Source organism: Parafrankia sp. Ea1.12 (genome assembly GCF_900465275.1).
Taxonomy (GTDB): Bacteria; Actinomycetota; Actinomycetes; order Frankiales; family Frankiaceae; genus Parafrankia; species Parafrankia soli.
Map to the genome: position 1 here is coordinate 1 of NZ_UBIZ01000308.1, position 22,628 is coordinate 22,628.

24 protein-coding genes are annotated in these 22,628 nt (G+C 69.1%); 21 read left to right on the top strand and 3 right to left on the bottom strand.

What is annotated here, in order from left to right:
- Position 1 precedes the first annotated feature (1 nt).
- The 14 genes from FMEAI12_RS16145 (at position 2) to FMEAI12_RS16210 (ending at position 11,212) form a co-directional block, all read left to right on the top strand.
- Positions 2-1,696: an FAD-binding protein gene (locus FMEAI12_RS16145; protein ID WP_112106670.1), complete on the top strand. Its 1,695-nt coding sequence runs from the start codon at positions 2-4 to the stop codon at positions 1,694-1,696.
- Positions 1,693-2,079: a 2Fe-2S iron-sulfur cluster-binding protein gene (locus FMEAI12_RS16150; protein ID WP_235014053.1), complete on the top strand. Its 387-nt coding sequence runs from the start codon at positions 1,693-1,695 to the stop codon at positions 2,077-2,079. The genes FMEAI12_RS16145 and FMEAI12_RS16150 overlap by 4 nt, the downstream gene beginning before the upstream one ends.
- A 42-nt stretch (positions 2,080-2,121) precedes the next feature.
- Positions 2,122-2,529, top strand: a complete 408-nt coding sequence (locus tag FMEAI12_RS16155; protein WP_235014054.1) for an OB-fold domain-containing protein — start codon at positions 2,122-2,124, stop codon at positions 2,527-2,529.
- Positions 2,526-3,704, top strand: a complete 1,179-nt coding sequence (locus FMEAI12_RS16160) for a thiolase family protein (RefSeq protein WP_112106672.1) — start codon at positions 2,526-2,528, stop codon at positions 3,702-3,704. The genes FMEAI12_RS16155 and FMEAI12_RS16160 overlap by 4 nt, the downstream gene beginning before the upstream one ends.
- A 91-nt stretch (positions 3,705-3,795) precedes the next feature.
- A complete protein-coding gene (locus FMEAI12_RS16165) occupies positions 3,796-4,359 on the top strand; it encodes a nuclear transport factor 2 family protein (protein WP_020462204.1) in 564 nt (187 codons plus the stop codon).
- A gap of 202 nt (positions 4,360-4,561) precedes the next feature.
- A complete protein-coding gene (locus FMEAI12_RS16170; RefSeq protein ID WP_112106673.1) occupies positions 4,562-5,152 on the top strand; it encodes a cysteine hydrolase in 591 nt (196 codons plus the stop codon).
- Positions 5,149-6,051: a carboxymuconolactone decarboxylase family protein gene (locus FMEAI12_RS16175; protein WP_071065112.1), complete on the top strand. Its 903-nt coding sequence runs from the start codon at positions 5,149-5,151 to the stop codon at positions 6,049-6,051. The genes FMEAI12_RS16170 and FMEAI12_RS16175 overlap by 4 nt, the downstream gene beginning before the upstream one ends.
- The gene (locus FMEAI12_RS16180; protein WP_112106674.1) at positions 6,051-6,431 is read left to right on the top strand and encodes an SDR family oxidoreductase; all 381 of its coding nucleotides are present in this window, start codon (positions 6,051-6,053) and stop codon (positions 6,429-6,431) included. The genes FMEAI12_RS16175 and FMEAI12_RS16180 overlap by 1 nt, the downstream gene beginning before the upstream one ends.
- A gap of 150 nt (positions 6,432-6,581) precedes the next feature.
- Positions 6,582-7,502: a xanthine dehydrogenase family protein subunit M gene (locus FMEAI12_RS16185; protein WP_112106675.1), complete on the top strand. Its 921-nt coding sequence runs from the start codon at positions 6,582-6,584 to the stop codon at positions 7,500-7,502.
- Positions 7,499-7,996, top strand: coding sequence for a (2Fe-2S)-binding protein (locus FMEAI12_RS16190; protein ID WP_112106676.1), 498 nt, complete (start codon positions 7,499-7,501; stop codon positions 7,994-7,996). The genes FMEAI12_RS16185 and FMEAI12_RS16190 overlap by 4 nt, the downstream gene beginning before the upstream one ends.
- Before the next feature lie 120 nt (positions 7,997-8,116).
- Positions 8,117-8,839 carry an SRPBCC family protein gene (locus tag FMEAI12_RS16195; RefSeq protein WP_112106677.1) on the top strand — a complete coding sequence of 241 codons (723 nt, stop codon included), beginning with the start codon at positions 8,117-8,119 and terminating at the stop codon, positions 8,837-8,839.
- A 140-nt stretch (positions 8,840-8,979) separates the two neighbouring features.
- Complete coding sequence (locus tag FMEAI12_RS16200) at positions 8,980-9,777, top strand: hypothetical protein (RefSeq protein WP_235014055.1); 798 nt, start codon at positions 8,980-8,982, stop codon at positions 9,775-9,777.
- A 42-nt stretch (positions 9,778-9,819) separates the two neighbouring features.
- Positions 9,820-10,569, top strand: coding sequence for an SDR family NAD(P)-dependent oxidoreductase (locus tag FMEAI12_RS16205; protein WP_112106727.1), 750 nt, complete (start codon positions 9,820-9,822; stop codon positions 10,567-10,569).
- A 67-nt stretch (positions 10,570-10,636) separates the two neighbouring features.
- On the top strand, positions 10,637-11,212 hold the full coding sequence (locus tag FMEAI12_RS16210) for a hypothetical protein (protein ID WP_112106679.1): 576 nt from the start codon (positions 10,637-10,639) through the stop codon (positions 11,210-11,212).
- A gap of 81 nt (positions 11,213-11,293) precedes the next feature.
- On the opposite strand, the gene FMEAI12_RS39265 is transcribed toward FMEAI12_RS16210, so the two are convergent.
- Complete coding sequence (locus tag FMEAI12_RS39265; protein WP_160144285.1) at positions 11,294-11,722, bottom strand: TauD/TfdA family dioxygenase; 429 nt, start codon at positions 11,720-11,722, stop codon at positions 11,294-11,296.
- A gap of 187 nt (positions 11,723-11,909) precedes the next feature.
- On the opposite strand from FMEAI12_RS39265, the gene FMEAI12_RS16220 reads away from it, so the two are divergent.
- The 6 genes from FMEAI12_RS16220 to FMEAI12_RS16245 all read left to right on the top strand — a co-directional run bounded on the left by FMEAI12_RS16220 (position 11,910) and on the right by FMEAI12_RS16245 (position 18,976).
- Entirely contained in the window at positions 11,910-13,130 is a 1,221-nt protein-coding gene (locus FMEAI12_RS16220) for a CaiB/BaiF CoA-transferase family protein (protein WP_112106681.1), read from the top strand.
- Positions 13,131-13,143: 13 nt separating this feature from the next.
- On the top strand, positions 13,144-14,268 hold the full coding sequence (locus FMEAI12_RS16225) for an amidohydrolase family protein (protein ID WP_112106682.1): 1,125 nt from the start codon (positions 13,144-13,146) through the stop codon (positions 14,266-14,268).
- Positions 14,265-14,696 carry a VOC family protein gene (locus tag FMEAI12_RS16230; RefSeq protein WP_112106683.1) on the top strand — a complete coding sequence of 144 codons (432 nt, stop codon included), beginning with the start codon at positions 14,265-14,267 and terminating at the stop codon, positions 14,694-14,696. The genes FMEAI12_RS16225 and FMEAI12_RS16230 overlap by 4 nt, the downstream gene beginning before the upstream one ends.
- 50 nt (positions 14,697-14,746) lie before the next feature.
- A complete protein-coding gene (locus FMEAI12_RS16235; RefSeq protein ID WP_235014057.1) occupies positions 14,747-15,412 on the top strand; it encodes a GntR family transcriptional regulator in 666 nt (221 codons plus the stop codon).
- Positions 15,413-15,585: 173 nt separating this feature from the next.
- Positions 15,586-17,919, top strand: a complete 2,334-nt coding sequence (locus FMEAI12_RS16240; RefSeq protein WP_112106685.1) for a xanthine dehydrogenase family protein molybdopterin-binding subunit — start codon at positions 15,586-15,588, stop codon at positions 17,917-17,919.
- 55 nt (positions 17,920-17,974) lie between these two features.
- Complete coding sequence (locus tag FMEAI12_RS16245; RefSeq protein ID WP_112106728.1) at positions 17,975-18,976, top strand: sucrase ferredoxin; 1,002 nt, start codon at positions 17,975-17,977, stop codon at positions 18,974-18,976.
- A 99-nt stretch (positions 18,977-19,075) separates the two neighbouring features.
- Here FMEAI12_RS16245 and FMEAI12_RS16250 read toward each other — a convergent pair whose 3' ends face one another.
- Positions 19,076-20,500 (bottom strand): acyl-CoA reductase, encoded by a 1,425-nt coding sequence (locus tag FMEAI12_RS16250; RefSeq protein WP_112106686.1) that lies wholly within the window; start codon positions 20,498-20,500, stop codon positions 19,076-19,078.
- Complete coding sequence (locus tag FMEAI12_RS16255) at positions 20,497-21,849, bottom strand: hypothetical protein (RefSeq protein WP_112106687.1); 1,353 nt, start codon at positions 21,847-21,849, stop codon at positions 20,497-20,499. The genes FMEAI12_RS16250 and FMEAI12_RS16255 overlap by 4 nt, the downstream gene beginning before the upstream one ends.
- Positions 21,850-21,957: 108 nt before the next feature.
- Between FMEAI12_RS16255 and FMEAI12_RS16260 the strand changes: the two genes are divergently transcribed.
- Entirely contained in the window at positions 21,958-22,605 is a 648-nt protein-coding gene (locus FMEAI12_RS16260; RefSeq protein WP_112106688.1) for a TetR/AcrR family transcriptional regulator, read from the top strand.
- Positions 22,606-22,628: the final 23 nt, after the last annotated feature.

Genomic DNA, 22,628 nt, shown 5'->3' on the forward strand with positions numbered 1-22,628 from the left:
CGTGTCGAAGTCGGATGCCAGCTACGACCATGCCGTTGACGTCGTTGTCGTGGGCTCGGGCGGTGGTCTGTGCGGCGCCGTGGCCGCGGCGGCGAGCGGCCTGGACACGCTGGTGATCGAGAAGCAGCCGATGATCGGCGGGTCCACGGCCATGTCAGGCGGTGTGCTGTGGCTGCCGGACAACCCGCTCATGCAGGCCGACGGCGTTCCCGACTCCCTTGAGGACGCGCTGGCGTACTTCGACTCCGTTGTCGGAGACGTCGGACCCGCCTCGTCGCACCAGCGTCGGGTCGCCTACGTCACCGAAGGCTCCAACATGGTCCGCTTCCTGCAGAACCTGGGCATGCGGTTCGAGCGGTGCGAGGGCTACAGCGACTACTACGCCGGGGTGGCGGGTATCCGCGGTGGCAGCGCCCGCGGGCGCTCCCTCGAACCCGCGGTGACCGACGGCCAACAGCTCGGGCCGTGGTTCGACAAGCTGATGCCGGGCATGACGATCGCGCTCGGGATCGTCGTGATGACACGCGAGGCGTCCGGACTGCAGATGGTCAAGCGGCGACCGAAAGCCATGCGCACCGCCGCCCGCGTCGGGGTGCGCACGGCCATCGGCCGGCTACGGCGCCAGACCCGCCTGGCCAACGGCGGGGCACTGATCGCCCAGACCCTGACGGCCGCACTCGCCGCCGGGGCGTCGATTTGGACGAACACCGGACTGGTCGACCTGATCACCGAGGACGGCCGGGTCGTCGGCGTCGTCGCCGACCGGGACGGCCACACCATCCGGATCCGCGCCCGCCACGCCGTGCTGTTGAGCTCAGGTGGTTTCGGCTGCAACCCCGAGATGCGCAAGCGGTACTCGAAGCAGCCGAACGACGGAACGTGGACCAGCGCCAACCCGGGTGACACCGGCGAGGCGATCGAGGCCGCCATGCGCCTGGGCGCCGCCGTCGACTTCATGGACGAGGCCCTGTGGATCCCGGCCTCCATCCAGCCCGGCGGCCGTCCGAGCATGCACAACGGCGAACGATGCAAACCAGGTTCGATCATCGTCGACCGGGCCGGCCGCCGGTACTTCAACGAAGCGGTCTCCTACATGGAAGCCGGCCGGCAGATGTACGCCCACAACGTCGACGGTGAATCCATCCCGAGCTGGCTCGTCATGGACTCCCGCCACCGCGCCCGCTACCTGTTCGCGTTCCGTCCCAACACTCCCGAGGAATGGCTCACCAGCGGCTACATGAAGAAAGCCGACACGCTCGACGAGCTCGCGCGGGCGTGCGGCATCGACCCCGCGGGGCTGGCCACCACGGTGGCCCGGTTCAACACGTTCGCGGAGCAGGGCACGGACCCCGACTTCCACCGCGGCGAAGGCGCTCATGAAAAGTACCAGGGCGACTACGGCAACAAACCGAACCCGTCGCTCGCGCCCGTCGAGAAGGCACCCTTCTACGCCGTCGAACTCTATCCAGGCGACGTCGGCACCAGCGGCGGTCTCCTGTGCGACGAACATGCTCGTGTGCTCGACACCAACCACGACCCGATCCCCGGCCTCTACGCCGCCGGGAACTGCACCGCCTCGGTGATGGGCCGCACCTATCTCGGTGCGGGCGCCAGCATCGGGAACAGCTGCGTCTTCTCCTACATCGGCATGAAACACGCCGCACACGCCGCCTCCGGGGACCGAGCGGTCACGTGACCGCAGAACGGAGCGCACGGCCCCGGGGGCCAGTGGTACGCATCGACCCCGTCGGCGCCGACCTCGAACTCGAACCCGGAGAGACGATCATCGAGGCCGCGTGGCGACTCGGGTACCACTGGCCCACCGTCTGCCACGGCCAGGCCACCTGCACGGTCTGCCACCTCGAGGTACTCAGCGGCATCGAACACCTGACACCCCCCGACGACGACGAACAGGACGCCCTCGAACACCGACTTCCCGGCGCACACCGCCGTGACCTCACCCGGCTCCGGCTCGCCTGCCGAGCGCAGGCAACCGGCGACGTCACCGTGCGCAAGAACGGCGTGCGACGCCGCCGGCCCGTACCGACCGGCCCATTCCCGCACGTCGTCGACGAGTAGGAGCGCTGACCTATGGAGCACCCTCATACAGGTGGCGGTCGGGTGACCGGTGAGGACAGGCCCGTACCTGTGGTCGACGACGACAGTCGCGATTTCTGGTGCGGCGGGGCCGCCGGGCAGCTCCTGATCAGCGGGTGCACCGTGTGTGAACGGCTGTTCCATCCGCCGGCGCGGATCTGCCCCGGTTGTTATTCCCGGTCGATCGCGTCCCGGCGGGTCTCGGGCCGCGGGACGGTCGAGTCGTACACGGTGGTGCGCCGTCCGTGGGTCCCCGGGTACGAGCCGCCCTATGTCGTGGCCCGGGTGGTGCTCGCAGAGCAGCCCGACCTGCACCTGTTGACCAATGTGGTCGACTGCGACGTCGAGGCGGTCAGCACCGGTATGGAGGTCGAGGTGACCTTCGAACAGCGAGGGGACGTGTTCGTACCCATGTTCCGGCCGGTCGTATGAACTCCGCCGGTCCCGTGAACGTCGAGCGCCAGGCGATCGTCTCCGGCATCGGGCGGTCCGCGTCCGGGCGGCGGCTGAACCGGCCCGCGATCGATCTGACCCTGGACGCCTGTCTCGCGGCCATCGCCGACGCGGGGCTCACCCCGCGCGACATCGACGGGCTCACCTCCTGGCCCGACCACCCCGCCCCGCACGGCTTCGGCGGCCCCCGGGTCGGTGAGCTGCACACGCTCCTGCGCCTGGACCTGTCGTGGATCCTCGGCTGCGGGGACGGCGCCAACGTCATCGGAATCCTCGGGATCGCCGCCCACGCGGTGGCCACCGGTCTCGCCCGGCACGTGCTGGTCTACCGGACCGTCGGCGAGGCGACCAGCCAGGGCACCGGCCGCCGCCCGGCGGTGATGGCCGGGCCCGGGGCCGCGCCGTGGAAGGCCACCTACGGGGTGGGTTCGCCCGTGCAGTTCGCGGCCCTGTGGGCCCGGCACCACTTCGACCGCTACGGCACCACCCGGGAGCAGCTCGGCTGGGTCGCCGTGAACGACCGGCGCAACGCCGCCGGTAACCCGGACGCGGTCTACCGCGACCCGATGACGATCGACGACTACCTCGTGGCACGGATGATCAGCGAACCGCTGTGCCTGTTCGACTGCGACGTGCCGGCGGACGGGTCGATCGCCTTCGTCGTCTCGCACGCCGACCACCGCCGTGACGTCGACCGGCCCGTCTTCTTCGAAGCGCTGGGTGGTGGGCGGCCGATGACGTCGAGCTGGGAGTTCTGGCCGGACCTTGACGTCATGGCCGCGATGAAGGCCGCCGAGCAGCTGTGGTCACGTACCTCGCTGCGGCCCGGCGACGTCGACGTCGCCGGTCTCTACGACGGCTTCAGCATCTTCGTCCTGTACTGGCTGGAGGCGCTCGGGTTCTGCGGCCGCGGCGAGTCCGGACCGTTCGTCGAAGGCGGCACCCGCATCGCCCGTGACGGTGAGCTGCCACTCAACACCTCCGGTGGGCAACTGTCGGAGGGCCGCTACCTCGGCTTCGGTCTGGCCTACGAGACCTTCCTGCAGTTACGGAACCAGGCCGGCACCCGGCAGGTCACCGACGCCGAGGTCGGCCTCGTTACGGGCGGCGGCGGCCCGCTCGCCCAGGCATTCCTCTTCACCAACGACCGCTGAGCCGGCGAGAGCCTCCTCCCATGAGCCCATGGATCGCTTCTACCGGCCCGCCGAGAAAACATCCTGACCACGCTGAGGACGGTGCTGCGCCATGAGGGACATCGCGGGTACCGAGCAGGCGGCGATCCAGCAGCTGCTCGACAAGCAGGCGATCCGCGAGGCGACCATGCGGTACTGCCGCGGGGTGGACCGTTGCGATCCGGACCTCATCAGCTCCGCGTACCACCCTGATGCGATCGACGATCACGGCGACCAGCGCTACTCGGGTAGAACCGTAGGCCGAGGTGTCGCCGACCTCGTGCGCTCGGCGAAGGTCTCGATGAACCAGGTCACGAACCAGCTCATCACGCTGCACGATGACAGGACGGCGGGTTGCGAGACGTACTTCACGGTGTGGCGGAGCATCGAGACCGAAGGTGAGGACCGCGTCCTCCTCGCGATCGGGCGGTACATCGACCGCTTCGAACGCCGCGAGGGCGAATGGAAGATCGCGCACCGGCTTGTGATTGTCGACCTGACACATGTCGTCCCGGCGAGCGGCCTGATGCGGCCGTCGCGGCCCGGTCTCGGCTCCCGCGACCGGAATGACCCTTCGTATGCGGCGCTTGAGAGCCCTGACACCGGATGGACACGCCCCCTGCCGGCACAGCCCTAGGCCGAGTTGGAAAGAGGAGACGGCCGATGGGTCCCCGCCACTGCGTCCATCGGCAGGCTGACCGCGGCCCGCCACTGTTTGGCGCGCGCCGCCCGACGCCCAGAGTCGCCGGCGGGCCGACAGTTCACCCCTTGCGCATTTCCGCAAACTTGTATACAACCTGATCTGAAGGTTGTATACAAGCAATGTGAAAGGGGAGTCGATGATCGCCGCCAGCGCACCGACGACGCAGCTGACCGCGTTCGTCGCCCTGGACTTCACCGGGTACATCGTCGAGCGCTTCAGCCACGACCCGGCCGTCGCGGAGCGGGCCTCCCATGCGATGACATTGGCCCGCCGGGCCGGCGTGCCGGTCTTTCATGTGGTGCCGGAGTCGATGGTGGACGACATCCATCCGTTGCTGGCGCCGATCGACGGCGAGCCCGTCCTGAGCAAGACGACCATCGGCGCTTTCGCCACCACCGGCCTGCACGACCTGCTGCAGCGAGCGGGGATCAGGCAGATCGTCATCGCGGGTGTGGCGACCGCGGGGACCGTCCTGTCCACCGCCAGGTGGGCGTTCGACGTCGGCTACCAGGTCATTGTCTGCTCGGACGCGTGCGACGACCCCGAACCGGAGGCGCACGCCGCGCTCGTCGACGCCGCTGTCTTCCCGCAGAGCTGGATCGGGCTGTGGCGGATCGCGAACGTGCTGCCGACCGCCGAGATCGCCGTGCTCCAGACAAGGGAGTCCGCAGGCACGGGGGTCCAACCATTCGAAGCTCCGTTCACCCAGGGAGGTACGTCGGGATGATGACCCAGGCGCAGCGCGAGGCGGCCTATGAACGGGTCCGCCGAGAGCTCGGCATCGACCGGGTCGGTACCGCGCCCGAAGCACCGGTGCTGCGGTCCCGCCAGGGCGGTGTGCCCGCGCGGCCGGCGTATGCCTTACCCGTGGAGGCCGAGATCCACGGCGCCCAGCTGTACGAGTACGAGATCTGGGGCCGGCCGGGGCTCGACCTCCGGACGCGGAGTTTCATCACTGTGGCCGTCCTGACGGCCCTGGGCCGGGAAGACCAGCTCTACCGGTACGTCAACAGCGCGCTGAACATCGGGATCACTCCGGAGGAGATCCACGAGACGTTGCTGCACGCCGGTGTGTACAGCGGCCTGCCGGCCTGGGAGAACGCGGCCGGTGTCGCGGGTGAGGTGTTTGTCGCTCGGGGGCTGGTGCCGGCGGGCTCGGGTGCCCCGGTGGAGCCGAAGCCCGCGATGGACCACGAGGAGCGGCGCGCGGCCAGGAACCGGGTGGTCGCCGCCCTGGGCGTCGGGCGTATCGGCCTCGGTCCCGACGCCCCCCTGCTCGAGCCGCTGCCCGGCAGCCCCTTCCCGGCCGCCAAACCAGGCCGGCTGGCCTTCGAGCAGGAACTGGCCGGGATCACCGCCGACTACGGTTACGGCGAGGTGTGGGGCCGGCCCGGGCTCGATCTGCGCACCAGGAGCTTCATCACCGTGAGCGTCCTGCAGGTCCAGTATCAGAACGATCAGCTGCACATCCACGTCAACAATGCACTGAACCTGGGGATCACGCCCGAGGCGGTCGGCGAGGCGATCACCCAGGCCGGCATCTACGACGGTGGGTCGGGGTGGCACAACGCCATGAACGTCGCCCGGCACGTCTTCCTTCAGCACGGCATCGTCGAAGGTGACTGATGGGCATCCTCGACGGCAAGGTCGCCGTGATCACGGGTGCGGGGCGGGGTATCGGCAAGGCCTCGGCGGCGGTGTTCGTGCGCGAGGGCGCCAGGGTGCTCGCCGCGGACATCAGCGGGGAGGAGAAGGCGACCGCGACCGAGTTCGGGCCGCGGGGTATCCGGGCCAACGTGATCGCGCCGGGGTTCACTCTCACGGAGAAGAACCGGAAGGCGCCGGCGAACGCGATGCGCTCGCTGGGCGCGAAGGCGGCGCTCGGCCGGGCGGGGGAGGCGCGTGAGCAGGCCGAGGCGGCGGCGTTCCTCGCCTCCGACCGCGCCTCGTTCGTCACCGGGGTGATCATCGCGGTCGACGGTGGCTGGTCGGCGCGCCTTGCCTGACGACCGCGACCCGGCGGCCGCGTGCATCCACCTACCAGCACGGGATGATCGACGACCGGTGCGACGGCGAGACTCCCGTGCCGCTGGCCCTGATCCCCTGGGGGACGCCGAGCCGGCGTCCGCCGGATTGGACGAGACGGAGAACCGCCGTTGAAAGCCGCTGCATTCGACTACCACGTGCCGGAGTCTGTTGACGCGGCGGTGGCCCTGCTGGCCGAGCTCGGAGACGAGGCGAAGGTCCTCGCCGGCGGCCAGAGCCTTGTCCCGGTGATGGCGATGCGGCTCGGGCGGCCCGAGCACATCGTCGACGTCAACCGCATCGAGGCGCTTGCCGGCGCCACCCGGTCGAACGGCACGCTGCGGGTGGGAGCGCTGACGCGGCACCGCGCTCTGGAGACCGACGTGCTCATTCGAGACTCGGTGCCGTTGTTGGCCCGTGCCGCGCCCCACATCGGCCATTTCCAGATCCGCAACCGTGGCACCGTGGGCGGCTCGCTCGCCCACGCCGACTCGGCCGCGGAGCTGCCCGCGGTCGCCGTCGCGCTCGACGCCGAGATCGAGGTGCGCAGCACCCGGGGGAGCCGGCGCATCCGGGCCGCCGACTTCTTCGTGTCGATCTTCATGACGGCGCTGGAGCCCGACGAGCTGGTGACCGCGGTGCACCTTCCGGTGTGGGGGCGTGGCTGCGGCTTCGCCGTGGCGGAGTTCGCGCGTCGGCACGGCGACTTCGCGCTGGCCGGTGCCGCGTGTGGGGTGCAGGTCGATGGCGGGCGCATCGTACGGGCGGCGGTCGGGCTGATCGGGATGGGCAGCGTTCCGGTGCGGGCCCGGCTGGCCGAGCAGACCCTGACCGGTGCGGACGCCCACGAGGTGGACCTCGCCTCGATCGGGCGCGACGCGGTCGCGGCACTCGACCCGCCCTCGGACACCCACGGCTCCGCCGCTTACCGGCGCCACCTCGGCGCTCAGATGACTGCGCGAGCACTTGGCCGGGCCCTCGCGGAGGCCCAGGGACAGGAACGGAACCCAGGCCAGAGCCAGGCCCAGGCCGAGGCGGGAGGCGCCGCATGACCGAGATGGACGTGCACCTGATCGTGAACGGCGAACGCTGTCGCGCCCGGGTCGAGCCGCGCAAGACTCTCGCAGACCTGCTGCGGGAGGACCTCGGGCTGACCGGCACCCACCTGGGGTGCGAGCACGGGGTCTGTGGGTCGTGCACAGTGCTGCTCGACGGCCTGGCTGTCCGGTCCTGCCTGATGTTCGGGGTGCAGGCGGACGGAAGCGAGGTGACCAGCGTCGAGGGGCTGGCGGGCGATCCGGAATCGCTCAGCCTGGTGCAGCGCGCCTTCCAGGAGACACATGGGTTGCAGTGCGGTTTCTGCACCCCCGGGTTCGTCATATCGGTCACGGCTTTCCTGGAGGATGTGCCGGATCCGACCGACGAGCAGATCCGGGACGGCCTGAGCGGAAACCTCTGCCGCTGCACCGGCTACCAGGGCATTGTGCACGCCGTCCGGCTTGCGGCGCGGCTGCGCCGCGAGGAACGCGCCGAAACCTCGGGGTAGGTGTGCGGGAGCTCGCTGAGCAGGTGCGCGGATGGCGGTCAGCCGGGATGGTGGCACGCCGACCGCCGTTTCCGCAGGGACCGCATCGATTCATGGCACCGCGAGTTTGAAGGAGATCGGATGAAACTGGAGAACACCTTCAGTGTCCCCGTGCCTGTCGATGACACGTGGCGGGTCCTGCTCGACATCGAGCGGGTCGCGCCCTGTGTGCCCGGAGCGACCCTCACCTCGCGTGACGGCGACAGCTTCAGCGGCAAGGTCAAGGTCAAGCTCGGGCCGATCGGTCTCACCTACGGCGGCACAGCGACGTTCCTTTCCCTGGACGAGGCGGCCAAGGTCGCGGTCATCGAGGCCAGTGGCCGGGAGACCCGCGGCGGCGGAACCGCCAAGGCGGTCGTCACCTGCCGGCTCGTGGACACCGGGGGCGCGACCGACGTCCTCGTCGAGACGGACCTCGCCATCACTGGCAAACCCGCCCAGTTCGGCCGCGCCGCTCTCGCCGACGTCACGGCCATCCTCATCGGCCAGTTCGCGGCGAACCTGGCCAGCGAGATCACCGGTACCGCCGCGCCCGTACTGGGTGAGACGGCCGGTGGTAAGTCCGCGGTCAACGGGGCGACACCCGCACCCGCGCCCGTAAACGACTGCATCCCGTTCTCGCCCGCGACCCCACCGCGGGTGCGGGCGGCCGACTCCCGCCAAAAGGGCGCCTCCCACCGGGCAGCCGAGCCGATCGACCTGCTCGGGACGGCCGGTGGCGGGGTTCTCAAGCGCGTAGGCCCTTCGGTCGCCGGAACAGTTCTGCTGGTAGCCCTCCTGCTCCTCTGGAGGCGGCGCACCTGACGGCGCCCCGGTGACCGGTCGCCGGTGCCCGGCACGTCCCGCAACGGTGGAGCGAGAGTTCAGACCGCATCGACGAGGGAGAGTTCCACATGCCAGTGACTGTCTTTAAGGATGCGCCGTCCGACGAGGTGGCGCCGGGTGTGACGCGTTCGCGGCTGGAGCCGGGCGGCAAGGACGGCCCGGGCGGCATCGTGCGGGACTCGGATCAGCCCGGGGGCTGCACGTGGACCCAGATGTGGTTCTTAGGGCGACCCGAGGACTCCTGGCGCATGATGCTGCCCGACATTCGGATGGCGCCGAACCAGCTCTGGCCGCTGCACTGGCACGACTGCTGGACCGCGGTGGTGGTGCTGGACGGCAGCGTCCTGATGGGGGACTGGTGGATGAAGCGGGGCGACGTGCTCATCGCCGCGCCGGGCGTCGAGTACGGGCTCCTGCTGAACGGTCCCAAGGGCTGCGAGCTGCTCGAGATCTTCGCCCGTGACATCCTCTCGCCCGGCGGCTACGGCGAGGAGTACCGCGACCATCCCACCCTCGCGTATCTCAAGGGTCTCGAGGCGATCGACTTCGTCCCGCGGCCGCCGGCCCGGGTGGAGAACGGGAGCCGGCAGGTCGTTCCGGTCGACGCAACGCCTGGTCTGCAGAAGGGTCACCTCGACGGCAATGCCTGGTGGGACCTGGGCGACCCGGGTGATCCCGAGCGGGGGATCGTCTTCGACCGGAAGCTGGCGGCGGGCGCGACGCTCCCATCCGGGTCCGTCGACGACTGGCGCGGCACGCTCGTCCTCGACGGCTCGATGACCGTCGGCGACACGGAGTTCGTCAAGGGCGACGTCCTGCTCGTCGAGCCTGCCGCGAAGGTGCCCGAGATCACCGGCGGCGCCGGCGGTGTCCATCTCCTGGAGCTGGCGCGCACCGCCGCGGCGCTGACGCGTTGAGTTCCTCCAAGGGCTGGATTTTCCAAGTGCAAGGAAGTGGTGATGTACGTGGGCCGAGTGGCAGTCGTGACAGGTGGCGCATCGGGGATGGGGGCGTCCATCTGCGAGCATCTTGCTCGGCGCGGGGACCGCGTGGCGGTGCTCGACGTGAACGGGGACGCGGCGCAGCAGATGGCCGAGAATCTGAGGGGACGTGGCGCACAGGCCATGTCGTGTGCCGTGGACGTCTCCGACCGTGCGGCGGTCGAGGAGACGCTGGCCCAGGTACGCGGCGAGCTCGGGCCGGTCGAGATCATGGTGACCTCGGCGGCGATCTCGCGGTGGGAGGCGTTCGGCGAGATTCCCCTTGACTCGTGGGACCGTGTCCTCGCGGTGAACCTCACCGGCACGTTCCACTGCCTGCAGGCGGCGATCCCCGACATGGTCGCGGCCGGCTGGGGCCGCATCGTCACGATCACGTCGTCGGCTGTCCAGATCATGACCTCCAATCATGCGCATTACGTCGCGTCGAAGGGCGGCGTGGTCGCGCTGACGAGAGCGGTTTCCTCCGAGTACGCGCAGCTGGGGATCACGGCGAACACCATCGCGCCTCACATCATCGATACCCCGATGCTCCGCCAGGCCCGCGCGGAGCTCGGTGATCCGACGGGCGACGGAGGCGCCAGCCGCATTCCCGTCGGCCGGCTGGGCACCGGCGACGACATCGCCGCTGCCTGCCTGTACCTGTGCTCTGAGGAGGCCAGCTACATCACGGGGCAGCTGTTCGGTGTCAATGGCGGTGCCGTCGCGTGACGTCGGGTCGTCTGGGGCCGTCGGTTGCTTCCCGCATGATTCGAGAAACGTGAGAGGATCGCAAGCGATGGGGACATTCACCGAGCACGATGGTCTCTTCCTTAACCATGTCGAGCTGCTGCACCGGCCTGGAGATGGCCAGCTCGCGGTCACGTTGTTCGAGACGCTGGATTGCACCGTCGCAGACATCACAAGAGAGCTTGGGTCGAGTTCGGCGTACCTGGGTGTCTTCCGGGGAGCGAGCCAACATGATTCGCTCAACAACGTCCTGTACGTCTCCGAGATCCGCGAACCTCAACACCAGCTCGAAGACGTCCTCGGGCGCCGGATGCAGGACGACGACGAGCTCCGCGCCGCACTCGAGCAGTACGACCTGGCGCGGACGAAACCTGGCCATGTCATGCATTTCGGGTTGCGGTACCCGGGCTTCGAGGAGCTCGAGACGGTGATCCACCGCCTCGAGCACGAGCTTCCCGCCGAACTCGCCGGTCGCGTGACCGTCTACCCGCCCTTTCCGATCGAGCTTCGAGCGCTCGCCACCGAGGTCCTCCAGGTTTTCGTCTACACCGATGTCGTCGGTCTGGGTTTCTTCCCGTTCGGGCAGCTCATTGAACTCCAGGCGCAACGCCCACTGCGGGAGTAGCGCTCGCTGCTCTCCCTACCTACACCAAAATACGGCGCGAGGGGCCGTACGGCCGATCGCCAGCGAGGACGACGCGCTGCATTACCCGGGGGTGCCGTAGTCGGGCACGGCGTAGTGCTGGACGGCGAGGTTGTCCCAGATCGCCAGGTCGTTGGGGGCCCACCGGTATCGCATGGTGAAGTCGGGCGATTTCACGTGCTCGAACAGGAGCGCGAGCAGGTGGGCGCTTTCGGCGGGCTGCAGCTCCACGATGCGGGTGGTCCATGCCTCGTTGACGAACAGGGCTTTCCGTGCAGCGCCTGCCGTATGGCCCGCACCGTGTCCGGGCCGAGCGGCTCGCGGAGATCGACACCGCTGATGGTCGCTCCCACCACCGGCGTCACCGGCTGTACGTCCGGAGCCGTCGTTGTCGCCATCTCGTCTTCCTCCCTGGCGTGGTGTGTGCGGACCTGACGCGCCGCTGCCCAGGCGGCGATGAGACGACGGGCCGGTGGGGAGTTTTCGCCGCACCGTCGTGACCTTTCGCGGCGGCTGGGTGACGTCTGGAGCGTCCTCGGGAAGTCGGGACGGAACGAGGCCAGGCGTGAGGAAGCGACCGGACGTCGTCCCAGGTGTATACAACTGCTGGGGCAATGTTGTATACAAGTCTCATGCCGAAGACCGGATGGGGCGACACCGAAGACGGGAGGACGAGCCCGTGCCGGATCAGCTCAGGTACGACCTGCTGGCGGGCGTGAAGGTGGTCGAGGTGGCGGCGTGGCTGTTCGCGCCGTCGTGTGGGGCGATCCTCGCTGACTGGGGCGCTGACGTCATCAAGATCGAGCCGACGCGGAACGGCGGTGATCCTTATCGGGGGTTCTTCCACACCGGCCCGGTGAACCCGACGATCGAGCTGGCCAACCGGGGCAAGCGCAGCGCGGCCGTCGATCTGTCGACGCCCGCTGGCCACGAGGTGCTGTTACGCCTGGTCGCGGACGCCGACGTGTTCATCACCAACCTGCTGCCCGATCCGCGGGGGCGGCTCGGCGTCGAGATCGCCGACATCCGGGCGGCCAATCCCTCGATCATCTACGTGCGGGCCAGCGGCTACGGGCCTCGTGGCCCGGATGCCGAGACCCCCGGCTTCGACGCCGCGGTCGCGTGGGCCCGCGTCGGCATCGCCCAGTTCCTCACCCCGCCGGACGCCCGCCAACCGACCCATCCGCCGGGCGGCATCGGCGACTGCGTCGGGGGGCTCGGCGGTGCCGGCGCCGTCGCCGCCGCCCTGTTCAAGCGGGCGAGCACGGGCGTCCCGTCGGAGGTCGACATCTCGCTGCTCGCCGGCGGCATGTGGATGAACGCCACCGTCCTGATGACGGAGGCCAACGCCGGGCCGGAGGGCCCGCTGATGCAACGGGCCGACCGTCGGACGGTCCGCAATCCGCTGTCGAACAGTTATCAGACGAAGGACGGCCGCTGGCTGTCGATGGTCGTCATCCAGCCAGACCCGCACTGGCGCGGCTTCTGCGACCATATCGGCCGGCCGGAGTTGGCCGACGACCCGCGCTTCGTGGACTTCAACGCCCGGATGACGCACAACGCCGAACTTATCGGCCTGCTTGACGAGGTGTTCGCGTCCCGCACCGTGAACGAGTGGCGCGAAGCGCTGGCCACGTTCACCGGGGTGTGGGACGTGCTTCAGACACCCGCCGAGGTCGTGCACGATCCGCAGGTGCTGGCCAACGGCTACCTCGTCCCGGGGGAGGATCCCGGGCCGCCGCTGTCGGTCGTGGCATCGCCGGCGCAGTTCGACGGGCAGCCGCTCACCGCGATGCGGCGGGCGCCCGAGCACGGTCAGCACACGGAGGAGGTCCTCCTGGCGTGTGGCTACTCGTGGGACGACATCACCGCTCTCAAGGAGCAGGGTGCCGTCATCTGAGAAGGGAACGCACATGGATTACAAGGTCATCTCGGCGGACAACCACATCATCGAGGCGCCGCACACGTTCACCACCTACCTGCCCAAGGAGTACCGGGACCGGGCGCCGCGCATCCTGCGCGGCGCGGACGGTGGTGACGGCTGGAGCTTCGACGGCAAGCCGCCGGGCAAGACGTTCGGGCTGAACGCCGTAGCCGGCCGCCCGTTCGAGGACTACAAGGCCAGCGGCCTGACCGTCGATGAGATCCTCCCGGGCAACTACGACGGCGCCGCCCACCTGAAGGACATGGATGCCGACGGTGTGGATGCCGCCACCATCTACCCGATGGCCTCTCTCACGTCGTACACGCTCGACGATCGACCCTTCGCCCTCGCCATCCTGCGGGCCTACAACGACTGGCTGCTCGACGAGTTCTGCGCCGTCAACCCGCGGCGGCTCATCGGTCTGCCGCTCCTGCCGGTCGACGACGGCATGGACGTCCTGCTCGCCGAACTCGAGCGGGTGGCTGCCAAGGGCGCCAAGGGCGCCTTCCTCCCCTACTGGAGCGAGCGCCCGTACTACGACAGCTACTACGAGCCGCTCTGGACGGCGGCCGAGCAGGCACCGGTGACGCTGTGCATCCACCGCACCATGGGCGGGAAGGAACCGGCGGGGCAGGCCACCCCGAGGCCGGAGGCCGCCGCGGGTGTCAACCTCGCCGGTATCGTCCAGCGGTTCTTCACCGGCGTCGCGCCGTTCTCCCAGCTGACCTTCACCGGTGTGTTCGAACGGCACCCCGGCCTGAAGTTCGTCGACGCCGAGGTCAACTTCGGGTGGCTGCGGTTCTGGGCCCTGATGATGGACCAGGAGTTCGAGCGCCAGAAGCACTGGGCCAACCCGCCGCTGCACACCCCGCCCCACGAGTTCATCGGCAAGAACCTTTTCGTCAGTGTGCTCGACGACTTCGTCGGCTTCGAAGACGCCAAGCGCGACCCGCTCGTGGCGTCGGCCGCCATGTTCTCCATCGACTACCCGCACAGCGGGACGCTGTTCCCGAAGACCCAGCAGTACATCGCCGAGCTGACCCCAGGCCTCGACGACGACCGCAAGCACGCCATCCTCGCGGGGAACGCCGTGCGGGTGTTCAACCTCGCGTGATCGACCCGAACCTCGACCATGTCGGCCTCGTGGTGCCGGAGCTCGAGCCGGCGATGGCGGCGCTGTCCGCCCAGCTCGGCCTGGAGTGGATGGGGATCTTCGAGCCCACGCTGGTGATGCGCGACGACGAGCACGGCACCCGCGACGTCCAGCTCAGGATTGCCGTCACGGCGCAGTACCCGCGCCTGGAATTGATCCAGACGATTCCGGACTCACCGTGGGCGCTTGTCGAGAGCGGCATGCTCCTGCACCACCTCGCCTACTACACGGGCGACCTGGCGGCGGACAGCGGCCGGCTGGCCGGGCCGTGCCCGATCGAGATCCATGGTGTCGGCGCGGACGGGAAGACCCCGAAAAGGTTCACCTACCATCTGCACAACGGGCTGCGGTTCGAACTCCTTGATCAACATTCCGGTAGGGCAGAATAAGGGCGGTGACACAGCCGACGCCGACCCAGGGTTCGCCCGCTCGCGGCAACGTGCAGGCACTCGTCGATACCATCCGTGGACGGATCATCCGCGGCCAGTTCGCGCCCGGCCAGCGTCTTAAGGAGGAGTGGCTCGCCGCCGAGTTCGGCGTGTCGCGGATCCCGATGCGGGAGGCGCTGCGGGCGCTGGCGTCCGAGGGATTCGTCCGGTCCGAACGCTATGGCGGCACCTTCGTCGCCACCCTGGACGCCGAGGCCGCCCATGACCTGCTCGATGTGCGGGCGGTCCTGGAGCCGCTGGCCGCGGCGCAGGCGGCGATGCGGTGCACCCCCGAGCACCTCGAGACGTTCCGCCGGCTCCTCGACGAGGGTGACCGGGCGTTCCGGGAGCGGCGGCCCGAGGACACCCGCACCGTGAAGGGGCAGCTCTACGAGCATCTGGCAGTGGCGTCCGGGAACAGCACGCTGATCGCACTGATGCGTGTCGTGCGCTTCAAGATTGAATGGGCCACCTCAATCGAGCTCATCGAGCAGATTCCGGAGGAGACGCGGAACCTCCGGGCGAAGCTCGTTCGCGAAATGGTCGATGCGATGGCTGACCGCGATCCCGCTCGGGCGGCGACGGCGGTGGCGGCCATCATCGACGCGACCTATGCCTCCCAAGGCTGGCGGCGTGTCGTCGACGTGCGGTTCGAAGCCGCCAGCAAGTCCCCATAGCTAATCGCGCGGAGGAGGTCACGAGCCTTGTCACGGTTCTTATGCATAGGCGCACGTGAAGATCGGAGCTCACCCGTTCCGGTCCCCGGCCCCGGCTGCGGACTCGCGGAGCGACGCGGAAGGTCGGCGCCGGCGTTCGGTGGCGCGGCGGTACCTGAGCCGGTGTCGTACCGATGAGATTCGTCGGCGAGCGGGTGGCGAGAGTCGAGGACCCGCGGTTGTTGACGGGCCGCGGAAAGTTCGTCGACGACGTGACGTTGCCGCGCATGCTCCATGTCGCTTTCGTGCGCAGCCCCATGGCCCACGCTCGGATCAACAGCATCGACACCTCGGCGGCGCGAGCGGTGCCCGGCGTCGTGGCGGTGTTCACCGGCGCCGACCTGGCAGCCGGCTGCAATCCCCTCACGGGATTGCGCAATGGACCGAAATGGCCGACGTTCCGTGCTTTGCCCACGGACAAGGCGAGGTTCGTCGGCGATCCGCTCGTGATGGTCGTGGCCGACAGCCGGTACATAGCCGAGGACGCGTGCGAGCTGGTCGACATCGACTACGAGCCGCTTCCGGCGGTGACCGGTTACGAGACCGCCCTCGACCCCGCATCACCGGCCATCTTCGACGAACTCGGCGACAACATCGTGGCGACGAGCCCACCCGTCACCCTGGGTGACATCGATGCCGCCTTCGCCGAGGCCGACCAGGTGGTGCGGGCGACCTTGCGCCAACACCGTGTCGCCAACGTCCCCCTGGAAACGAGGGGCGGGATCGCCGACTACGACCCGGCCTCGGGGGAGCTGACCTTCATCGCATCGACCCAGACCCCGCACGGCCTGCGTCAGGCACTGGCCCAGGCTCTCGACCATCCCTTGGAACGGCTGCGGGTGCTTGCGGGTGACGTGGGTGGTGGCTTCGGCCTCAAGGGTGTGGTGGGGCGCGAGGACTTCTGCATCGCGCTGGCCAGTAAGCGGCTCGGCCGTCCGGTCAAATGGGTGGAGGACCGCAACGAGCACCTTCTCGCGTCCGGCCACGCCCGAGAAGAGAAGATCGACGCGGAACTCGCGCTGAAGGCCGACGGCACGCTGCTCGGGTTGAAGGTGAAGCTCGTCCTGGATGGCGGCGCCTACCCGGCGGTGCCGTTCAGCTGCACGATCTACCCTGAGATGATCTGTACGTCGCTGCCCGGCCCGTACCACATCAAAGCCTACAAATATGAAAGCGCCGTCGTCGCCAGCAACAAGGCTACGTACGTCGCCTACCGGGGCCCGTGGGAGATGGAGGTGTGGACGCGGGAACGGCTGCTTGACATCGCGGCCCACGAGCTGGGGCTCGACCCCGCCGACATCCGGCGCCGGAACCTGGTGGCCGGCGAGCCCGGCGACCAGATCATCACAGGCCGCGGCCTCGAGGGCATCACCTCGCGCCGCTCCCTCGAGCAGGCCCTGGACCTCGTCGATTACGACGGGTTCCGCAAGGAGCAGGTAGCCGCCCGTGCCGCGGGCCGCTACCTCGGCATCGGGTTCGCCATCTTCATGGAAGCAGCGCCCGGGCCGCCGGAGCTGCGCGGCAAAGGTGCGCCCTTCGGCGGCGAACAGGCGAAGGCGGCGCTCCAGGCCGACGGTCATCTCCTCGTGACCACCGGTCAGGCCCCGCACGGCCAGGGCCACGAGACGACGCTCGCCCAGGTCGCGGCCGACCAGATGGGTATTCCGCTCGACCACGTGCGGGTGGTCCACGGCGACACCCGTCAGACCCCGTTCAACCTCATCGGCACCGGCGGCAGCCGGGCCGGCACGTGGGCGACGGGTGCCGTGATCGTGACGACCAGGCGGCTGAAGGAAAAGGTGCTGGACATCGCGGCCCACCGGCTGCAGATCGATCCTGGCGACCTCGACATCGTCGACGGGATGGTGACACCGAAGGGGGCGCCGGACAAGGCGATCCCGCTGGCCGACGTGGCGAAGCTGGCGATGATGGCGCCCATGTTCCTCCCGCCGGGCACCGACGTGTCCTTGACGGCGCAGGAGCGCTTCGACGGGTCCGCCGTCACCAGCAGCGGTTGGTCGGGCGGCGCGCATGTCTGCACCGTCGAGGTAGACATCGCCACGGGGCAGGTCCGGATACTTCGTTACGTCGTTGTCGAGGACTGCGGACGGGTGGTCAACCCCGCGATCGTCGAGGGTCAGATCTGCGGCGGTATCGCGCAGGGCATCGGCGAGGTGCTGTACGAGAACGCCGCCTACGACGCCGACGGCAACTTCCTCGCCGCCACGTTCATGGACTACCTGCTCCCGACCGCTGCCGAGATCCCGCACATCGAGATCGAACACATCGATTCCGCAGGCCTCGGCGACTTCGACTTCCACGGTGTCGGCGAAGGCGGGGCGCTGGCAGCCCCGGCGACGCTGACCAACGCCGTGGCGGACGCTCTGCTGCCCTTCGGAGCTCGGGTGGTCGACCAGTACCTTCCCCCAGCGAAGATCCTCGAGCTGGCGGGCGTGATCTCTGCCTGACACTCGTCCACCAGTTGCCCGAAACAGTCCGCAGTCATAGCGGAAGGTGGCCTTCGTGAGCCTCCGTACCACGTCCCCGGCACTGTCCTACCGTTGTGCGCCCTGGACGCACGCGCAGGGCGTCGACCCGGTCGGGTCCGCGCTGACCTGCGACACGCTCGTGCTCATCGAGGTGTCACCGCCCTGGCCCAGGGACGTCGGCGAGATACCGGCCTTCGCCGACCTCCAGCGGCGTAACCTTCGCCGAACCAGGGTGCTGGCGGTCAGACCCCCTGCGGACGACCTCAACGACCCGATCGGGAAGGCTGGCGTCCCGCTGGGCTCCGCGGTCGCCAGCGATCAGCCGGGACCGAGCGTCGGGCGCGGCGTGCGGGTGACGATCTGGCGCCGGGTGGACTCGGGCCGTTTCGTGGGTACCGACCACCTCGTGCCCTCCGAAGGCATCGCCGACGAGGTCGCCCGGCTGCTCGAGGCGCCGCAGGCGGACCCGACGAGCCGGATCGCACCCGCCGAGGTGCTGCTGTGTGGGCACGGCGCGCGGGACCGCTGCTGCGCGCGGCTGGGGACTCGCCTGGCGCTGGACGTGGCCGCGGCCTGGCCGGGTGTGCGTGTCCGCCGGTGCAGCCACACCGGCGGACACCGCTTCGCGCCGACCGGGTTCACACTGCCGGACGGGCGGGCCTGGGGGTTCCTCGACGCCGAGACCCTCGACGCGATCGTGCGCCGGTCCGGGCCGCCGCCGCTGCGGGGCCACTACCGCGGTGACACCGCGCTGGACACCTGGGGCCAGGTGGCCGAACGGGAGCTGTTCGAGCGGTTCGGCTGGGCCTGGCTGGACCACCAGCTCACCTCCGCACGCACCGAGATCGCCGCCGGGGGACGGTCGGCCACCGTGCAGCTGGCCTGGGGTGGACCGACCGGACCCGCGGCAGCGACCGCGAGGATCGACGTCATCCGCGACGTTCCCGTCCTCGTCTGCGGCGAGCCTCCCGAGCGGGCCGAGAAGACGGCACCGGAACTGGCACTACGCTCCATCAACCTCGCCGGCAGAGGCTGATCATGCCTTGGTCCAGTACAGCCGCATCGGATTGTGGGCCGGGAGCTTCTGCTGTCCTGCCGGCCGGGACTGCCGGTCACCGGTGGCGGGAACGTGTTCCTACTGTGGTCCGGCCCCGTCCTCGTGGGCCATCCAGTGGACGAAGCGGTGCAGCGGGTACATGGCGTCGTGCGGGTTGCCGATCGTGCTCGGCCCCGCCTCGCCCAGCCGGACGATGCGCTGCGCGCCGCCACTGGCCAGCCGGTCGCGGTAGTCGGCCATCCGTGCGAAGGGATAGAAGCCGACCGTCTGGGTTGCCACGTTGACGTACCTCATCGCCTCGTCGAGCGAGTCCACCCGGACCACGTTCGCGGTCTTGTTGATCGGGTGGAAGTCCACGGGCTCGTCCGAACGGATCACCAGCCCCCGGCCGTCGGTCTTCCCCCAGACGCCGAACTCGTCGTCGAGCATCGTCAGCACGTCGATCTGCTCGCGCAGGTCGGCGTCGAGCGGACGGGCGTCACCCGAGGCGGCCGCCTTCTCGACGATGCGCGCGTGGAGCCGCTCGCTGAAGCGGTCCGCGTCGGCCTGGTCCGCCTCGACGAAGACGAAACGGCTGGCGACGCAGGCCTCCTGGTTGAGGATCATGACGTCGCCGGCGGCGAGCTCGGTGGCGACGTCGAGCGCCTCCTCGGAGGCGAAGGCCTCCCTGCCGACCATCGAGACCGACGTCTTGGGGTCGAACGAGACAAGCTGGAAGCCCGGCCCGAGGTACTTGATCACGTTGTTGATCGCGTCGCCGCCGCCCCAGGCCACGATCTTGTCGAAGTACTGCGGGCGATAGAGCACCTGCTCCACCGCGTCGTCGCCGCCGCGCCAGTAGACCGCCGACATCGATCTCACGATGGGGTGGCCGGGGTCGATGTCCGCCATCGTCCGCAGGACCGCCACCGTGGTGAAGGGGTCGCTGGAGGACATCTTGAACAGGTTGACGGCCTTCACCAACGCGCCCTGGGCGATGGACTTCACCGCGACGCCCGGCGAGTTGCCCGGCAACACGTGGATCAGTCGGGGCGCGAAGGCGCGGATGTAGCTCTTCCGGCCGGTGAAGTCCTGCTTGGGCACCCATTCGTCCAGGGCCCTGGGGTCGGGGAAGTTCTGCTCCACCACAGTCTCGAGCAGGCGCTTGTCGAGATAGGCGGCGGCGCCCTTGACCTGCCCCTCCAGCACCGCACGGGGCAGCACGTGGGTGCCGGCCATGCGATCGATGCAGTCCTGCATGAAGGTGTTCCGGGGATCGCGGATCCGCTCGCCCGTCTCGACGAGGAAATCGATGATCTCCTTGAGCGGGACGTTCAGCAGCGGCGGCACCTCGGTGCGCGGGTGCACCGCCTTGTCCATGGCGATCCGCGGCGTGGCGAAGGTGACGCCCAGGTCGCGCGAGCGGTGCGTGACGTCCCGGCCCTCGGAAAGCTCGCCGCGAAGGAAGAACGGCGCGGAGACGATCGCGTCGGCGGACTGGGGCCGAATGTCGGTGACGCTCATGAAAGGCCTCGCACGTACGCGTCGACGGTACCGGCACAGCCGATCTTGTCATCGCCGCCCTTGAGGTCGGCGTAACGGGTGATGTTGTTCCGCACCGAGGGCCCCTTCTGGCCGCACGCGCAGGGGCTCAGATCGAGCGAGATCTTGTCGCCGGTGATGATCCCGCCCCAGCGTCCGTCGAGCGAGAGGTCGAAGAAGGCGGCCCGGCCCTCGACCTCGCCGCTCTCGTGCGGCAGCAGCGTTTCGCCCGCCTCGTCGAGGATGAACGGAACGATCCACGGCGGCACGTGGTAGCGGTTGCCCTTCTGGCACTTGGGCATGCCGGAGTTGAGTTCCTGCATCGAGTAGTTCTGGAAATCCCGGCTGGCCGGGATGTTGAACGTCTCGTGGACGAACTCCTGGTAGTCCGGCGGCAGCTGCGCGCGCTTGAGCCCGCCGCCGACGTAGAGGCAGTTGTCGGGGTGGAAGTCCTTCGCCGAATAGCCCATGTCGCGCACGATCCTGGCCGCCTGGTACAGCGAGTTCCACATGCCGGCGATGTAGAGCTTCTCGTCGCGGTATCGGATGAGCGCCTCGGCGCCGGTGATCATCGCCTTGTCGAGGGCTTCCTGCCGCTCCCTGGAGGTCCGCTCGAAGTCGGCCAGCTCGCCGGGCAGCGCGGTGCCGTCGGCGATCTTCTTGCGGAGCACGACCATCCTGGTCAGCGACCCGACCGTGATCGGCGGGATCGGCAGGCTGAAACGCTCCCTGGCGGGATCGCTGAACGCCGCCTGCTGCGCCTCCGCGATGACCATGTTCTTCGGCACGGCGGCGGTCGCCCCCACGCCGATCATCCGTCGGTCCCGCGCCGGCTTCACTCCCGAGCCCCAGGAGAACACGTTGACCGTGTCGACGCGCGACCAGGTCATGTCCTGCTCCGACGCGAGCAGCATCGCCGACTTGCCCGTCGTGCCGCTGGAGCAGGAGACGTAGTGGCCCTTGGCCTGCAGACGTCCGATCCAGTCGTCGATGTCGGTGATGTCGGAGGTCTCGATCGGGCTGATCGGGTAGGGCGAGACGGTGCCCAGCCACTTGCCGAGCCGGTCCCACTTCTCCTCGATCAGGAAGCTCTCCGGGTAGCTCTTGTAGACGCTGTGCGGGAAGAGCAGCGCGACCATGTCCTCGCGGCTGCGGATCTCGGTGGTGCCGGCCTCGCGGGCCCGGTGCGCGAGCAGCCTGATGCGCTCCCTGCGCTCCTGGAACCGCTCGTTCAGAGCGGCTAACTGCGTCTCGCGCAGCTCGGCGGGAGAGTGATCGAACCGATCCTCGGCATCGACCAGCCGGGTCAGTGTCTCGATGGCTGAGCTCACAGGGCATCCTTACTGTTCGTGTTGGTGGCCGGGTCCGGCGAACGGCACCTGATGCGTATCATTAATCGAACCTGGCGGCGGCGCAAGAGGGAAGTCGAGCGAGGCGACATGCAGAACGGAGTCGCACCCACCCGGCGCGGGGCGGGGCGCCCCACCCGCGAGCAGGCCGAGGCGCGCCACGAGGAGCTCCTCGACACCGCGCTCGACCTGTTCCTGGAGCGAGGCTTCGAGCTGGCGACGATCGAGATGATCGCCGCCCGGGTCAACATGACCAAGCGCACGGTCTACGCCCGCTACCCCGACAAGGCCGCGCTGTTCCGCGCGGCGGTCCAGCGCGCCATCGAGCGCCAGATCGTGCCCCAGGCCGTGCTCGAGGGCCTGGACAACGGCGACCTGGCCGAAACGCTCGAGGGGATCGCCCGACTACGGATCACTCAGGTGGCGACACCCAACGGCCTGCGCCTGCAGCGGATCATCAACACCGAGAGCTACCGCTTCCCCGAGATCTTCACCATCAGCTTCGAGCAGAGCGGCAGGCCGGTGATCGAGTTCGTCGCCGGCGTGCTCGAGCGTGCGGTCGCCGACGGCACGATCGCGCCCACCAATCCCAGACTCGCCGCATCCGTCTTCATGAGCATGCTGGTCAGCGGTCCGGTGAGGACGATCGTGAGTGGCCACATGCCGACACAGAACGAACTGGACGAGAGGATCCAGTTCTCCGTTCGCCTGCTGCTCGACGGCCTCCGGCCACGCTGAGGACGACGAGGCGGTGGAGGTCT